The sequence below is a fragment of the Bacteroides sp. 2_2_4 genome (genome assembly GCF_000157055.1).
In the GTDB taxonomy this organism is placed as follows: domain Bacteria; phylum Bacteroidota; class Bacteroidia; order Bacteroidales; family Bacteroidaceae; genus Bacteroides; species Bacteroides ovatus.
On the sequence record NZ_EQ973355.1, the window covers coordinates 1 to 17579 of the forward strand.

The 17579-nt window shown below is 41.5% G+C and carries 10 protein-coding genes; 1 reads left to right on the forward strand and 9 read right to left on the reverse strand.

Annotation, left to right across the window (positions count from 1 at the left end):
• Window positions 1–542 precede the first annotated feature (542 nt).
• The gene (locus BSCG_RS27045; RefSeq protein WP_008774529.1) at window positions 543–1751 is read left to right on the forward strand and encodes a hexokinase; all 1209 of its coding nucleotides are present in this window, start codon (window positions 543–545) and stop codon (window positions 1749–1751) included.
• A gap of 154 nt (window positions 1752–1905) precedes the next feature.
• On the opposite strand, the gene BSCG_RS27040 is transcribed toward BSCG_RS27045, so the two are convergent.
• The 9 genes from BSCG_RS27040 to BSCG_RS27000 all read right to left on the reverse strand — a co-directional run bounded on the left by BSCG_RS27040 (window position 1906) and on the right by BSCG_RS27000 (window position 17560).
• Complete coding sequence (locus BSCG_RS27040) at window positions 1906–3897, reverse strand: glycoside hydrolase family 97 protein (RefSeq protein ID WP_008774530.1); 1992 nt, start codon at window positions 3895–3897, stop codon at window positions 1906–1908.
• Between the two features lie 115 nt (window positions 3898–4012).
• Window positions 4013–5107, reverse strand: coding sequence for a cellulase family glycosylhydrolase (locus BSCG_RS27035; RefSeq protein WP_032849250.1), 1095 nt, complete (start codon window positions 5105–5107; stop codon window positions 4013–4015).
• A 126-nt stretch (window positions 5108–5233) separates the two neighbouring features.
• Window positions 5234–7345 carry a beta-galactosidase gene (locus BSCG_RS27030; RefSeq protein WP_008774532.1) on the reverse strand — a complete coding sequence of 704 codons (2112 nt, stop codon included), beginning with the start codon at window positions 7343–7345 and terminating at the stop codon, window positions 5234–5236.
• Window positions 7346–7480: 135 nt separating this feature from the next.
• Window positions 7481–9529: a DUF5125 domain-containing protein gene (locus BSCG_RS27025; protein ID WP_008774533.1), complete on the reverse strand. Its 2049-nt coding sequence runs from the start codon at window positions 9527–9529 to the stop codon at window positions 7481–7483.
• A gap of 26 nt (window positions 9530–9555) precedes the next feature.
• Entirely contained in the window at window positions 9556–10554 is a 999-nt protein-coding gene (locus tag BSCG_RS27020; RefSeq protein WP_008774534.1) for a family 43 glycosylhydrolase, read from the reverse strand.
• Window positions 10555–10585: 31 nt separating this feature from the next.
• On the reverse strand, window positions 10586–12241 hold the full coding sequence (locus BSCG_RS27015; protein ID WP_032849251.1) for a RagB/SusD family nutrient uptake outer membrane protein: 1656 nt from the start codon (window positions 12239–12241) through the stop codon (window positions 10586–10588).
• 10 nt (window positions 12242–12251) lie between these two features.
• Entirely contained in the window at window positions 12252–15617 is a 3366-nt protein-coding gene (locus BSCG_RS27010) for a SusC/RagA family TonB-linked outer membrane protein (protein ID WP_008774536.1), read from the reverse strand.
• A gap of 267 nt (window positions 15618–15884) precedes the next feature.
• Window positions 15885–16898, reverse strand: a complete 1014-nt coding sequence (locus tag BSCG_RS27005; protein ID WP_008774538.1) for a FecR family protein — start codon at window positions 16896–16898, stop codon at window positions 15885–15887.
• Window positions 16899–16969: 71 nt separating this feature from the next.
• Window positions 16970–17560 carry an RNA polymerase sigma-70 factor gene (locus BSCG_RS27000; protein ID WP_008774539.1) on the reverse strand — a complete coding sequence of 197 codons (591 nt, stop codon included), beginning with the start codon at window positions 17558–17560 and terminating at the stop codon, window positions 16970–16972.
• Between the last annotated feature and the right edge of the window lie 19 nt (window positions 17561–17579).

Genomic DNA, 17579 nt, shown 5'->3' on the forward strand with positions numbered 1-17579 from the left:
GTAGGAAGGAATGAAAATGATTAAGGAAAAACATAAAGATATAAGGTGAATGATACACAGGAAAGCAGTAAACAATAGGAAGTTGATTAATAAACAACACAAGGAAAGGAATAATCGTAAGTCCGGCGAGAGTTCGGGAAAAGCCACAGCCATCATGCATGAGAAATGAGCAAAATAGATAAAAGGAGTATGAGAATAAGAGGAGAAATGAGTTGAAACCGATGAGAAATGCAGCTTTTTTAAGGATAAATGATGGAAATACTATGAGAAATACCATTTTACAGTTTATTTCTCATAGCATTATATTATTGATTTACAAACAAATACCATACCACTTATGAGAACATGAGAAATGAAAATGAAAAATCATTTGCAGGAGAACTTGAATTCAACGAAAGGTTATTTTTTAGGAAAGAGCAAAAAAGAAAGAGATAAATCAGGAATCCGGCCGAATCCATATACCGTATACCGACCGACCGAGCAAAATTCCTTTTCAGTTGTTATTCATATATATCATAGTATACACAATAAAAGTCAATATCATGGAGAAGAATATTTTTCAGTTAGATAATGAACAACTCAAAGAAATTGCCCGTTCATTCAAAGCAAAAGTAGAAGAGGGATTGAACACTGAAAATGCAGAGATACAATGCATTCCAACTTTTATCACTCCGAAAGCAAGTAGTATTAATGGTAAATCGTTAGTGCTTGATTTGGGAGGAACCAATTATCGGGTGGCAATCGTTGACTTCAGTAAAGTTCCTCCAACCATTCACCCCAACAATGGTTGGAAGAAAGACATGTCGGTTATGAAATCTCCCGGCTATACCCGCGAGGAGTTATTCAAAGAATTGGCAGACATGATTACCGGAATAAAACGGGAGAAAGAAATGCCAATCGGATATTGCTTTTCTTATCCGACAGAGTCTGTGCCAAGCGGAGATGCCAAACTATTGCGCTGGACAAAAGGAGTTGACATAAAAGAGATGATCGGAGAAGTGGTAGGAAAGCCTTTACTGGATTATCTAAACGAAAGAAATAAAATCAAGTTTACGAATATAAAAGTACTTAATGACACCGTAGCCAGTTTATTCGCAGGACTTACCGACAGCAGTTACGATGCATATATAGGTCTGATTGTGGGAACAGGTACCAATATGGCTACTTTTATTCCGGCTGACAAAATTAAGAAGTTAAGTTCGTCACATAAGGTTGATGGCTTGATTCCCGTTAATCTGGAGTCAGGGAACTTCCATCCGCCATTCCTCAACGCAGTAGATAATACGGTAGATGTAATCTCCGACAATCCGGGAAGACAACGTTTCGAGAAAGCTGTATCCGGCATGTACTTGGGAGACATTCTAAAAGCGACTTTCCCTCTGGAAGAATTTGAAGAAAAATTCGATGCACAAAAGCTTACCTCTATCATGAACTATCCCGATATTTATAAAGAAGTGTATGTGCAGGTAGCACAGTGGATATATGGCAGATCAGCGCAATTGGTTGCAGCTTCACTTACAGGGCTTATCATGTTGCTAAAGTCATACAATAAGGAGATAAGGAGAATTTGCCTGGTTGCCGAAGGAAGTCTTTTCTGGAGCAAGAACAGAAAAGATAAAAACTATAATATGATTGTCATGGAGAAATTACGGGAACTCTTCAGTTTATTTGGTTTGGAAGACGTAGAGATCGACATAAAAAGTATGAATAATGCCAATCTGATAGGAACAGGTATTGCGGCATTATCCTGACACGTTCTAATTTGTCATTGCACGGCAGGTCCTCAATCGGCCTGTTCATAAAAATTCGATGCTGTATCAAATTTACTGATACAGCATCGAACCTATTTCAGACTTATTAAATCCGGTTCAATATTTAGATAGAATATAGAACCTAAAGTAGCTATTATTTGATCTTCAGTGCAAAACCGCCTCCGGGTGCCAAATGAATCTTCAACTTACTGTCATTCTTTATCCGGAAAGATTCACATTTATAATCACGTCCAACCCGGTGGGCATTCACTCCATCCTTAAATAATGTAGCATCGTATGTCTTGTCGCCCAAGAAGGAACAATCTACTTCAATATCACGTGCCGTCCAATCGGTAATTCCACCTACATACCAGACATTTCCTGCCCGGCGTGCCGTTACGATGTACTCTCCCATTTTGCCATCAAGCACGATACTTTCATCCCATACGGTCGGAATATTGGCAATAAATTCGGTCGATTCCAGTTCGCGCATATAGTTGCTTGGCGCATCGCACAGCATATTGAAAGGAGACTCGAATACCACATACAGAGCAAGTTGGCGACAGCGAGTTCCCTGGCTCATAGGTTCCGAGTTACAAGGATAATAGTTACCTTTCGAAGCATTACGCATCGCGCCTTGGGTGTAATCCATCGGACCGGAAACCTGACGGGTGAAAGGCAACAGTACGTCATACTTCACCTGATCGACCGAAGCCGGACTCCATTTCATCTGTTCCAAGCCATTAACCCCTTCAAAGTTCAACACATTCGGATAGGTACGATTCAAGCCGGCCGGTTTATGCGTTCCATGCAAATCGAGAATCAATTTATATTTAGCACACATTTCGGCAGCCCGATAATTGAATGCTGTCATATACTGATCGTCACGATCCATAAAATCGACCTTAAAGCCTTTGACTCCCATGTCGGCAAAATAACGGCAAACGTTCTCCATATCACGATCGAAGGCATAATAACCAGCCCAAAGAATGATACCTACATTTTTGGAAGCTGCATAATCTACCAGTTCTTTCAGATTAATATCTTTCACTACTTGCATCAAATCCGCCTGCAGGTTGACTGCCCAACCTTCATCAAGGATTACATATTCTATTCCGTTTGCAGAAGCGAAATCAATATATGCTTTATAAGTCGGATTATTTACTCCGGTGATAAAATCAACGCCATCCAAGTTCCAGTTATTCCACCAATCCCATGCCACTTTACCGGGCTTGATCCATGAAATATCCGTCAGACGGGAAGGAGCAGCCAACAAATAGCTCAAGTTGCTTGCCGCCAAATCTTTATCGGAAGTGGTAACAATGCTCATTCGCCATGGAAAACTTCGGGGGTTATCTACTTTGGCAATGTAAGCTTCACGCTCTTTCACCAACATCTGAAGTTGATTGTGTCCGCCCTGCACCGTCTTCTTGGGATAAGGAGCGAATTGACCCGTCAACCGTTTTTCCCCTTCAGCAGATAAATAGAGACCGGGATAATTCTCCAAACCGGATTCTGTGATACAAATCTTGACACCTTCACCAGCATCCACTACTAACGGCAGAAACATCAAACGTTTTTTATTCAGTTTCGATAATCGATCAGTAGTATAAGTGTTCTCGAAAGAATTGAAATATTGGGATTCGTAATCACCGTCTTTCCCCGCTTTTACATACGGAACAGAGGCTACCATATCGGACGGGAAACGGTAATCTACAGTTTCATCCACTACATTGAAAGGTTTCTTCGACCGGCTGACAAAGCGATATGCAATACCATCATTGTAAGCACGAAACTCTACGTTCCAATCTTTCTTAAACCGGAGAGTCAGTTCATTATAGTAATCTCTTAGTTCGTTGGCGCGATAGAAAGGAGAAGGAACCATCTGATCTACTTTTTTCCCGGAAGTGCCGGCCAACTTTGCTTTCTCTCCCCAAACTTCTCCATTCTCCAATGTCATTGAAATTGGAGAAGAAGCCAGTATCTGACGTCCGTCACAATGGATGTCATAAGTCAACTTATCACCGACGGTAATAGTTGTTTGGAGTTTCCCATCCGGAGAGTTCAAGGTAAATTGTTTTTGTGCTTGTACCGTAAGCGTACATGCGACAACACATAGAAATAATAAAATCTTCAGTTTTTTCATGGTTTTAATTATAGTAGTTATCAAATCATAAGAAGAACGATGCAAAAATAAAATAATATATTATAGTAACCTATATGAAAACTAAAAAACAGAAATGAAAAATGAATACGGGATTCTATCTTTTTCCTATCAGAGATTTTATGCAATCGACTTCTTCCCGCTGAAAAGGTACTCCGTTAGAACGATAAATATCATGGAACCATAACTCCGGCTCTTCTCCCGACGGAATCACTTCATCCCAGGCAAAAATAGTATTTGTCTTTCCCGCAACAAATCCCCAATTAATGGCTCCTACCTTCTCTTTTTTCATCAAAGGAAGAACATTGCAAAAGCGGCTGTCATTGCGACGGGCCATATATTCGGTACAGATTAACGGACGATTAAGCATCTTTAGAAACTTGATGCACTCGGCATGCCGTGCCTCATCATCGTAATTATGATAAGAGATAATATCCGAATGATTCAGCATAAATGCATTCAGAACATTTTTGCGAGGAGAATTATAGTCCCAAACACCGGCAGTAATCGGTTGTGACGGTTTACAGTCGCGTACCCAACGAAAAACATTGGTCAATAAAGGCAAAGAGGTTTCTTCGTGTTTACTATTTCCGGGTTCATTATACAAATCCCACATCAATATCCGATCATCATGAGCGTAAGTGCGTACAATATCTTTGATATACTCTTGTAGAAAAGGATACAAAGTCAACGTATCCTTGCGCAAGCTGCATGAAGGGTCCTGCACCCAGCCGGAATTATGAACTCCCGGCTTCGACTCTGGTTGTTTGCCATAAGCCGACTCTGGATTCCAACAATCATCAAAGAACACAAACATAGGACGGATTGAATACTTCCGACAAATATTCAAGAATTCATCCACACGTTTTTTCATTCCTGTTGCATCATTTTGCCATACAACACTGCTCAAGAAAACGCGTAAGGTATTAAAGCCTAGTTCATGTGCCCATGAAAGTTCTTTGTCTATCTGCTCAGAATCGAAAGTAACCGCACTCCACATTTCTATCTGATTGATTGCCGTTGCCGGAATATAATTGCAACCTACCAACCAAGGCTGATTGTCATACCATTCCTGTATCTTCTCTTCCGACCAACGGCTGTTGTTTGAAGAATTAGAATCCTGTGTACAGGCGCATACACATATCCCAAAAAAGAATAAAAACACAACATTAACACACCATTTATTTTTCATGCTATTTCAATTGATTAATATATAAATCTATTTGTTCATTTTTTATCTTAAGATCAAACAAAGAGAGTAAACCCGTAAAGGGTATAAAAGACCAAATTCTTTATCTTCATTTTTCCTGTTAGCTGATTATTTATGCCTGTTGTCTGATTTTTCTTTCCACACCACTACTCCCGCAGCTTCGAGGCGTGCACTGCCGATCAGTATCTCCGCCTTGTCGAGAATGGCTATTTCCTGAACGTCCGATGTATAATTTAAAGCGATGTAAAAACCGTCGCGCCATTCTTTCACTACTCCGTACGGCAGATCTTCGGTCGATACTCCTGCTTCCGTATATACACGACGCACTACCTCTTTTTCTAGTTTGCCGTCATCGGTATCCGTTCCGATATAAGTGACCGTTCCTTTACCCAGTTTGCGGTGTATCACGGAAGCAGCTCCCTTATAGAACTGGTCTGTATAGACAGCCCACACATCTGTTCCGGCAGCCGGTGTCAGTACGTCTCCCCAATTATTCCAGGCAAATTCCTTACCCTCGAAATCGATCTTTCCGTACAGATTGTGGGGCAGATGGTCATAATACAGGCTATTTATTCCGGCTAGTTGATGAATCGGAGCAGCCAAAGGAGCCTCCCACAGTTTGGCGTCACGGTCTTTCTGACCGGTACGGCAAGTCAGGATCAGATGTCCTCCCTTCTTCACATATTCAGTCCAACGTTCCACCAGCTTGTTGTCAAGCAACTGATAGGCAGGAGCTATCAAGAAAGGATAACCGGAAAAATCCTCTTTCTCCGAAATCACGTCTACCGGAGCTGCAAAAGATTTTAGCAGATTGTAATATTTATGCACGTGAGCCATCGTCCGCCATTGATCCGTCTGCCGCTGAAACTCCATTTCCCAATAATTACTCATATCGAAAAGTAAACCAATACGCCGGGAGGCCAGTTGACCGGGCATACGATTTTTCTTATCGTAGGCGGCACGCAGTTTTTTCATCTCCTGCGTAATGCGTACATATTCTTCACCGCCCGGAGAAAGAGTTACTCCATCAGTCATTATCATACCGTAATGATATTGCTCACTGCCTTTCAGAGGTTGACGGAAACGGTAATTGCATACGAATTTCCCACCACCTGCAAAGACGTGATACACCCACATACGGATGGCACCGGGTAAAGGTTGGGGGTTATACACTCCCCAGTTCACCTGCCCGGGTTGGAGTTCCATAACTCCAAAGGCTTTACCTACGCGATTACGGAACTGGTCGTTTGAGAAACCGAGATCTTCCGGAATACCCATCCGGAAACCCTGGCTGCCTATTCCCTGATTATGTCCGGTCACCAGATAGCGGGTGTAGGTCAGGAAGTCCGGATGATCGATCCGTACCGGATCGACCGGATTGAAAATAGGTATCAGGTTGGTAGTGATCCATTGGTCTTTGTGGATATGCCGCCGAAGGATGTCTGCCTGCATATTGACAAAGCCTGCCAGTTCATCCGCCATAAAGCGGTTCAAATCGAGCATGGCGTGAGGATTGGCCTTATCAGGTACTTCCTGCTGGTTGGGAAGGCGAACCTGCTCGAAGTTCTGATAGGTTTCACTCCAGAAAGAGGCACCCCAGGTATCATTCAGTTTGTCAATAGTGCCGTATTTCTTCTGTAACCAGATACGGAATTTGGCTTGTGCATTTTCACTGTAATCTACCACCCCGTAGTGTCCCGGTTCATTGTCAATCTGCCAGCCGATAACAGTGGGATTATTGCCATAATGTATTGCCAGGCGGGAAACGATATTTTCTACATAATGACGGTAGCGATCGCTACTCCAGGAAGCGTGCTGACGTCGTCCGTGTTGAATAGTCACTCCATTATCCCGTTGAATCAGTATGTCGGAATATTTTTTCGACAGCCAGACGGGAGGCGTGGGGGTAGGTGTACACATGATTACTTTCAGACCATACTTCTCCGCCAGAGAGACTGCACGATCCAGCCATTCAAAATGATATTCTCCCTCTTCCGGTTCCATCATAGACCAGGCGAACTCTGCAAAATGGGTGAATTTGATGCCCATTTCCGACATTTTCTTCAAATCACGCTCCCATTGGGAGGAATCCCATTGCTCGGGATAATAGTAAGAGCCCAAAGCAAACAACTCTTCCGGAGGAAAAGACTTATCGACCGGAGACTGGGAAAAGGATGATAATGAAAACAATAAAGTTAAGACAAATAGGAAATTCTTCATGAATATTATTTTTAGAATCTATATAATAAGACATTTCTGAAAGAAAAAGCCACATTGCTATTTGTATAAAGAGGTCGTGTTTCGGTGAAACCCGGCCTCTTTATCTTATGTAACACTAATACCTATGTCAGACTATTATCTCTTTGTAAACGTACAGGTATTTGTATTCATATCCAGTTTGACATGATATATACCGGCTCTGAAATTATTTCCCGGTCCAAAGTTCTCTGTTTCCTTCCATTGATCTCCATCCCAATAACCGCCCCGGGCTATTAAATCACCTTCAGATACGATGGTCACATCAAACGAAGTAATTTCATTATTCCAACCTTTTCTTTTATAAAATCTGAACATGAAATCGTTGTTCAGAAGGAGGTTAGTTTCATATACACGATCTCCGGTCTTCACACAACAAATAAAGTCTTTTGGATTATCCCATCCCCAATTTCCAATGTCATCGGGAAGGAGTCCGCTGATTCTAGGATGGCCGAAGGCAGCTCCAGTTATCCATACTGTTTCCGGGAATTCCGTATCGGTCGTTTTCTCTACATATATAAGTTCTCTATCCTTATTATATGAAATCCGATACTTACCGTCCGGAGCGTTAAACTTATATTGTCCATTTTCATTCGTAAAGTATTCCGGTTGAAGCATATAGTCCAGATAACTAAATCCTTCGAAATCGACCACTTGTCCTTTCGTGAGGTTTAACTCTACAGCGGTATAGCTTGGATTAGTAGATTGAGTCAGTTCCGTACCATTTATTTTATAAGATTCCGGTCCAAGTTGTCCTTCATCCACCTTATCAATAAACATACATATATTCTTATTCAAATCTATCCGGACACGATATACTCCCGGTGTGAAATCCGGTCCGGCTACAAAATCACCGGTAAAATGTCCGCCACCAGTGCCACCTGTTGCCGGATCACTGTAATACCATCCCTTACCCAATAAATTAACAGGTTGCGTATTGACAATAGTACTAGCCAGTTCACCTCCCCAAGGACGTTGTTTGTAGAATTTAAACTGGAAATCTTTAACCAGATAAAGGGTGGTTTCAAAAATATTGTCTGCTACCTTCACACACTGGAATGCATCACTCGGCAAGTTGAAAGTCCATGCACCGACAGTCACCCGTCCGGCTTGAGGATGTCCGAAACTGGATCCGCAAACCCATAACCCATCCGGATAATTTACCGAGCGGTTTTCCAGATATGTCAGTTTGTTTATCGGATCATAATACAATTTATAGTTTCCGTCTACTCCTATAAATGTAGCTTTATCTTTTGTTATGTTTTCAAAGAAATCCGGTTGAAGCATCTTTCTCACATCACCAAAATTGCTGAAAGTCACTTCATCACCTTTATGAAGTTCCAAAGCAATGCCCAGAAAAGATGAAGCCTCTTCTAATATACCCATTTCCTGACCGTTAACTAGGAAAGATTGTTCTTGAATATTCTCATCTTTCGCTTCAAAAGCACAAGTGTTATTGTTCAAATCGAGCGTGATAAGATAAACTCCGGGTTGGAACAGCGGTCCCGGAATAAAATCTCCTCCCGTCTTTCCGGCAACCAAGAAAGGGGTAGTTAGAGTGATATTATCTTCGGGAAGAGTAGTGATCTCATTGTCTCCCTCTCCCCAGCCTCTATGCTTGAAAAACTTAAATGAGAAGTTATTAGCCAGATAGAGAGTCAGTTGAAAAACATTGTCGGCACTTTTATAACAATAAAGCACATTGTTAGGTCCGTCCATACTCCAACCGCTTGTGGTAACCAGCCTCGCTTGAGGATGTCCCCAGTTGGCTCCGCAGAGCCATAATCCGTCCGGATAGGTCGCCCCGGCTTTTTCTATGTACAAAAGCTCATTAGCAGGATCATAAAGCACGTTATAATCAGCAGTCTCCCCTTTGAAACGGGCCTTATTTTCGGACACATATTCAAAGTAATCCGGTGAAAGAATGGATTCTATTTCGTCAATCCCCGAAAACTCGACTTCCTGTCCTTTTTCCAGATGAAGCTTTTTTCCCTGAAAATTGGAATAAATCTCTTCATCCAACACTTGACCTCCTACAGAAAGAGGAGAGGCAAGTTTCCATTCCGGCCACTGATCCCATTTCTGTACGTCATCACTGCAAGATGTCGTTAACAGCAACAGAAGGACCGTATATATATAATATTTCATAATGCAGTCATATTAAGATTATACATTTATTTTTTATATGCTTTCAGCAGAGCTTGATAAACAGTTTCGTTCACCTTCACAATACAGCCGTGTCGTGCGCCGGGTCTGTCCGTACCATCCTTCACATTAGGTCCGGAGAAGGTGCGTTCTTTCCATGGGCCGTCCATAGAGGTCGACTGAAACAGATGATACCCATAAGGCTTGGCTGCATAAGATTCCGCATAAATAAACCAACCGCTATGATTCGGCCGTTCAATAAAAATAGGTGCTTCACGCATCATATCATTCGGAGTGACAGGTGCTCCCGGATTGGTATAGGGACCAGTCAGATTGGAAGAGGTGGCAATACGGACTGTTTTCCCTGTTTCCGGAGCAACAGCCGGATCGCGTTCGTCTTTCATGATCGCATAATAAACACCGTTTACTTTACGGATAATAGCATCGATAATAGCCATATTCTCATCCGCACCAGTAAAATTGAATAATTTCTGTGGTTCCGTATAGGTCTCGAAATCCTTTGTCAACACATAGAGAGTGCGCATGCTGTCCCAATCGTCCTTATCCGGATCGTTGCAGGCATGCCAGCTTATAATGTACTGTTCGCTATCCTTGTCATAAAACATTTTGGGTGCTCCCCAATAATAGGTAGTATAGAATCCCTGTGCATTACTACGATTAAAAATCATTTCATTCAACTGGGTAGATGTCCATGTCACCAGATTTTCCGAACGCCACAAAGCCAGCGGATTGACTGCAATCATATAGAAAGCTCCGTCATGTCCCTGACAAATATCAGGATGTCCAATGTAAGCGCTATTGATGATCCGGCCTTTATTCAGTGTTTCCCAGTTGATGCCATCCCGGGAAACAGCATAATATAACTTTCCATAATTTGCATTAGTCATGTGGGCGAACAAATATCCGCCATCAGTTTCCACCGGAATTTCTTCTCTGCCTGTTTCTGCATCATCCGAACACGACCAACTCATTAAAGACAATAATAGACCAATTATATAGTAACTCATACGTTTCATATCTTTTATTCAGTTAATAGGTTTAATTTATACTTTGTTGCGCTTTGCTCTTATCCTCCGCCCAACCCGGACGTTCCCAAGTCTGCTTCAGCTCTTTTCCATAAGAAATGGCCTGTTCGACTGCATAGTTAGGAATCGGCATGTATTGATGCGTCGGCATTATGCCTTTCGCCTTATACATTTCTTGCGCGTATTTATTAAAACGGATCAAGTCAATCTTTCGATTACCTTCATAGAAAAATTCATGTCCCCGCTCTATCAGAATAGCGTTTAAAAAAGCGTCTTTTGTATTGGTTGTCACGCTCGGCAAGTCCGACAGCCCGGCTCTTTTCCTCACCTGATTCACCGCATTTATAGCAGCTACGGAAGGTACAGTTCCTGTTTTACGCACTTCTGCCTCTGCATACATCAATAATACATCGGCCCATCTTGCCAAAGGAATATCGGTACCCTGGAAAGTAGTCATCGTTTCCTGCGGGAATTTATTTATAATATATCCGTTCCATCTCACCCCCAGATTATCTTTGTTGATAACGACACCATTCTTGTCCTTATAACTGGTTACAATGGTTTTCAGACGACCGTCGTTGCTTTCGAAAGCATCGTAGTATTTCTTGTCCATACTGAAAGCCTGCATCCATCCACCTCCCATCGGGAAAGGAGCCTCTTTTGCCACATCGGAAGGTAAAGCCCACATCAGGAAAGGGTTCGCATTTCCATGTTTCGGATTACCATCGGCAGTCGGACTATAACTGACAGCCATAATGATCTCTTTATTGAATTTATTGGCATTCTTAAACAGGTCAACGTATGGGGTACTTCCAGTTTTAAACAAATCATATTTACCCGTATTGAGTTCATTATACATATCCATCGCTCTCTGATAATAGCCTTCCATGTGTTCACCCTCGTTCAGACAGTGTTTCATCAGGCAGAAACGGGCATAGTCACGCGTATAGCGTCCCAAATCCGGAGCTGTTTCGGGAGCGTTCTTTGCGGCAAATTCCAAATCATCCGTAATCCATTGAGTCATTTCGTCCAAAGAAGGACGCACGGTATTCGATAACGCTTCCGGATCAATTACTTTTTCGGGGTCTAGGATGACCGGTACAGGACCGTAAACATGTAACAGAAAGTACATCATCAATCCACGACACAGACGTGCTTCTCCAAGCAGGTTATTCTTTTTTTCTTCTGTAAGAGCAGTCAGGGGAGCTTTCTCCAAAGTTCCAATCACTTCAGTCATACGGGTTATTTGAGCCGTTTTCGGAAAATGGTTGAGGTTACTGTTATCTTCCACATTTCCGCGCCAATAATAAAAACAATTACTATAATCTCCTAAACTAAAACGTCTCCAGTCCGCTCCTACCGTCGCTGCATATGCACATATATCAGAAGTAGAATCAAACATACGCACCACTCCGCCTGACGGAATATGAATGCCATGTTGCAAACCGCCCGAACCCATATCATACGTCCAAACTGTGGTGTATGGCAAGTAGCAAATCATCATATAGGAAACATACTCCTGCTCTGTAGAAGGATATTCTCCCTGCAACAAAGCTCCATAAATATAAGGATCAAAATTATTCTCACAACTACCGAATAATAGTTGCAAGGAAACAAGCATCGGTAAAAAAATCTTCTTTTTCATACGACATAATTTGTTAGATTTCATAGCTTGAAGTTTAGAAGGTTAATTTTGCACCTATTGAATAAACTCTCATTTGAGGATATTGCCCTCCAGTCAAATTAGAAGAGGAAGTGTTGATTTCAGGGTCATATCCCTTGTATTTGGTAAAGGTCAAAGGATTCTGAAAGTCGACAAACACACGTATTCCCCTAATATACCCTTTAAATACGGATAATTCTTTGGGACCCAGGTTATATCCCAATGTGATGTTTCTCACACGTATATAAGAGGCATTTTCTCTTGTATAATCAAAGCCCAGATTTTCGGGTAAAGCCACTGATTTACTGATTGCAATACCTGGGAAATATCCGTTCGTGTTTGTCTGGGTATTCCAGATGTTATAAGAATAGATACCAACATTGTGCGCATCCACTCCCCTGGAGAGATTTCCGGCATCTGCACTATAACTATATGCGTCATTCCATTTCTTTACACCTAATTGTCCGTACATAAATATATCCAGATCAAAGTTTTTCCATGTAAACGTATTGCCAAAACCAAAATACAATTTAGGAAGCATGTTATCCATGTAAGAGTCATTCACGTCAATGATTCCATCACCATTTTTATCTTCTACAATAGGATAACCCGGCATACAGGCGGCAGGTCCCAATGAACGTTGAGATTCGGGCATATTACTCTTATCCATATCGATAATACCAGTCGTTTTATAATAATAGAATGCATTCATCGGTTCATTTTTCCTTTTCTGATATTTCTGATAATCATAGTTGGGCATACGTTCGATCCATACTGCATTGTAATGGGACATCGTAATTTGAGAGGTCCATTTAAAATCATGTGTCTGAAGATTCAATGAGTTCAGGCTCACATCTATTCCGGTACGTTTATAATGTCCTCCATTGATAGGACGTGTTCCGTGCATTCCCAATAATTCTGTCGGTGCTGTTCCCAACAAATGGGTTACGTCATTACGGAACACGTCTACACTACCCCAGATTCTATCTCTAAAAATAGAAAAATCCAATCCGATATTTTTCATGACTGTCTTTTGCCAGGTGACATCTTCATAGTTAGCGCCGGACAATATGTAGGGAATGTAAGTTACCGAATTATTATTGAACTGAACATCCTCGCGGACTGTCGTTACAATACCGTATAGTGTTGTACCCAGGTTATCGCTACCTGTTTCACCGTAACTTGCTCTTAATTTCAACATATTAATCCAGGAGATATTCTTTATAAATGATTCTTCATTCATTTTCCATGCAAGAGAAACAGATGGAAAGAGGGCGTATTTCTTACTGGGAAAGAATTTATCCGTACCGTCACGGCGCAATGAAGCGGATACTACATAGCGTCCGAATAAGTCGAAACTTCCTCTGACAAACTGTGACCTCTTTTCATTCTTATATTTATAGGAAGTCGGATAAAAAGGACCGTCTGCCATACCTACGCTACTTCCCTGTATATGATCATTGGCATTTTCATAAGATATATCCGAACCATCGCCACTATCAAGATAACGTCCCATACCGGCCATCAAATTCATATCTAATAACTCTCCAAATTTATGTTGGAATGTCAATGTACCTTCGAGAGTGCTTTGCTGCCTTTTTCCATATCCTAAGTTTCCTCTGGATTTACGTTGCAATGCGTAGTAAATATCAGAAGGAATGTAAGAATCACGAGAGGTATTTTCCTTGTTCAAGCCATACAATACTTTGGCTGAAAGCATATTCTTGATAATATCGACATCCAGTGAGAAGTTCATGTAGTAACCATTTTGCTCGGACTTATCATTAATATCATGCATGGAAACAGGATTAGGCGTCCGGCTAAATACATTATATTTCCCTTCGGTATCGTATATTGGAAGATAGGAAGGATAGTAGATTGCTCCGAAAAGTGCCCCGGCTCCCTGATCTCTTAAGTTTCCGACATCTCCGCCGACAGTAGAGTTCGTGTAATTATTCTGATTCAAGTTGACAATTGTTGTCAGTTTCAGGAAATTAGTCAGCTGGGATGTGATGTTTGTACGCAGGGAGTATCGCTCCATATCCGAATTATAAACGGTAGCGTCTTCTTTATAGTAGTTAACGCCCAGATAGTATTTAAACTTTTCCGAACCACCGCTAATCGTCAGATTATGATTGGTCACTGCACCTGTTTTCAGTACCTTGTCCAGCCAATCCGTAGTCGGGGTATTGGCTATTTGTGTCGGTGTAAAGATAGGTGTCCATTTATCGTCATAAGCGGCATTTCCATAAGGATACTGGCCTTTGTCATATAAATAATTCTCTTTACTGAACACATTCACCATGTTCATCAGTTCGGGTCCGCTCAATACATCCAGGTAAGGATAATGTTTTTGCACGGAATAGCTTCCTTCATACACGATGGTCGGTTTTCCCTCTTTTCCTTTTTTGGTAGTCACCAGAATAACACCATCCGCTGCTCCGATACCATAAATTGCTGCAGAAGCATCCTTCAGGATTTCAATGGATTCAATATCATTGGGGTTTAATCCGGCCAGTCCGGCACGATTGACGGAAGAAGGAAGTGACGTACTTCCCGTGCCGACTTCAAAAGAGCCGCTAGGCATAACTACTCCATCCACCACATATATCGGTGTACCACCTCCACGAATGGAGATATTAATACCTCCTCCCGGCTGGGGACTGGCAACGGTTGCCTGCAAACCGGCAGCACGTCCCAGCAACATTCCTGAGATATTGCTAGTAGCCGCTTTGGATATTTTTTCTGTTTTTACGGTAGCGATAGAAGTAGTCAGGTTTTTACGGGAGGTTGTACCATACCCCACCACTACCACCTCGTCCAATATTTGCTGATTTTCAGCCAAGGTGACAGATAAAGATACCCGGTCGCCCACCTTTACTTCCTGTGTCTGATAACCGATATAGGAGACTTCCAATACAGCTCCCGGTGACACTTCCAGAGAGAACTTAGCATCCAAATCAGATGCGGTTCCGTTGGTTGTTCCTTTTTCCTTGATGGTAGCACCGATGATCGGTTCACCGTTGGCATCGCTCACTGTACCTGTGACTTTACGCTTTTTAGTGTCTTTAGAGGTATTCTGCCGCGCTTGCCCTTTTTGGACAATAATATTCTTGCCCTTTACCTCATAAACAACTTCTTGCCCGTACAATATCTGATCGATAGCTTCATTCAATTGTTTTGCCTTTACACTTACAATCTTCCTGGTATCCAGATCTCCCACTTTATATACGAAAGAATATCCGCTTTTATTCTTCAATTGCGTCATTGCTTCTTTCACTGAAACATTATTCATTTTCAATGAAACGGCCTGGGCTAGTATTGCTATGTTAAGGCAAAAGAGAGCCACGACCATTAATATGGCCTTCTTCCTGTAATTCATAAAATAAACAAATTATTTAATTAAAACTTGAATAACTCGTTTTAAAAGAGATGTATTTTGCTAACTTTGCATAATCTCTTTTGAAAACATGCTCACGTTTGAAAGTTGTTGAAGAAGAGATTCAGGAGCCGGAAGATGTTCGAGATCTTCCGGTTTTTATTTTTCTCTCCTTATCATTCACTAAAGACTATTCAGTATTATTTCCTTTACTCATATTCTTCAATTATAAGGTTAAACAATCATAGTATTATAATCTCTGGTAACCGGTTAATAGATAGTTATATTGCGCTCTTCAATTTTATATTGTATTTTCTCTGTAGATGCCAACGCATCCAACACTTCCTGAATACTTTGTTCCCGACGGACGAAGTTTCCGTAGAACCGGAATTTATTTAATGAATCATTAGCTATGTGGATATTCACATTGTAGCTACGTTCCAGTTCTTTCACGATGTCCGGCAAAAGTTCTTCATCAAAAAACAGATAGCCATCCGTCCATTGGGAGGCATTGGAGGCTGTGACCGTTTCTACGGTCATCAATCCGTTCGCTTTGTTTAATATCGCTCTCTCGTCGGGTGCAAGGAAAGCTTCTTTCTCTTTTTTCAGTAAATTATTTAATTCCACTTTCCCTTCCAACAAGGATACTACCACTTCGTGATCTTCCGGATAATCGCGGAAATTAAATTTTGTTCCCAATACCTGCAATTGCAAATCTTTAGTCTTTACAAAGAAAGGGAGTTTCTCATTCCGTTGGACTTCAAAATATCCCTCACCTTCTAATTCTACTTTACGGTTATCTACTCCAAAGCCTTGTGAGTAGGCCATTCGTGAACCGGCATTCAACCAAACCAATGTACCATCAGGCAAATAAAGTTTCGTTCTTGATCCTAAAGGAGCCTCTACGGATATATCTGCAAAAGTGTCTTTTACATTCACTCCTCCCTGCCAATATGAGAAGCATCCTACTGCAAGTATGACTGCGATAATCGCGGCATAACGCCACAACGCCGACAAACGGAATTCCTGGCGAGGAGCTTTCTCCACTTGCTTCCGGCTCCCGATACGATTCTTAAAGGTATCGAATGCCTTGTCTTTATTGTATTTCGACGCGGCTTCACGGCTCACGGCAGAGAACCAGACTTCCCGTTGCTGAATAAAATAATCCTCATTTTCAGGTGATGCAGCTATCCATGCTTTTAGTTCGGCTAAAGCATTTTTGTCCAAACCTTCGGTCAGATAGGTTGCAATCAATTCATCAATATGTTTCTTTTCTTCTTCCATTTTTCTGCGTTCTATAAAGGAGACAGTAGATTTTTAATTGAGGGTAGTCTAAAAATGACTTTTTTTCGTTTTTACCCGAAAAAAAATAAAAGTAGAGTAATCAGATATTTACTTAGATTCGTTTGTAAAGATGCTAATGCATTCTTTATATGATACTTAACCGTATTGACAGAGATGCCTAACTCTTGAGAAATTTCTTCGTATGATTTTCCTTCAAAACGGCTTTTATCGAACACGCGACGACATTCGTTCGGCAATTTATCAATGGCTTTATATATTTCCTCTTCCAGTTCACGCTCCAGCAATGTCCCCAACGGATGCGAATCGGATATCGTCATTTTATCGTCTGTTATCTCATCGAGCATCAGAGATGAAAACGCAATCTCGCGCTTTTCCCATTCTGAATTAAGATAGTTGATACAACGATTACGGACGGCTCTCAACAAATAGCTACGGATGGAAACGGAAATCTCCAGCGTTTCACGAATCTCCCATAAATGAAAAATAGTATCTCCGACGATGGTTTCCGCGAGGAATTGATCTTTTACATAGCCATTCGCGACATGACACAACAAGGCATAGTGACGGTCATAGATGTATTGATAGGCATCTTCATTGCCTGTCTTCAACTGCTCCACGATTAAAGTTTCAGTATGCTCCATGAATGTATTAGTCAAGTTA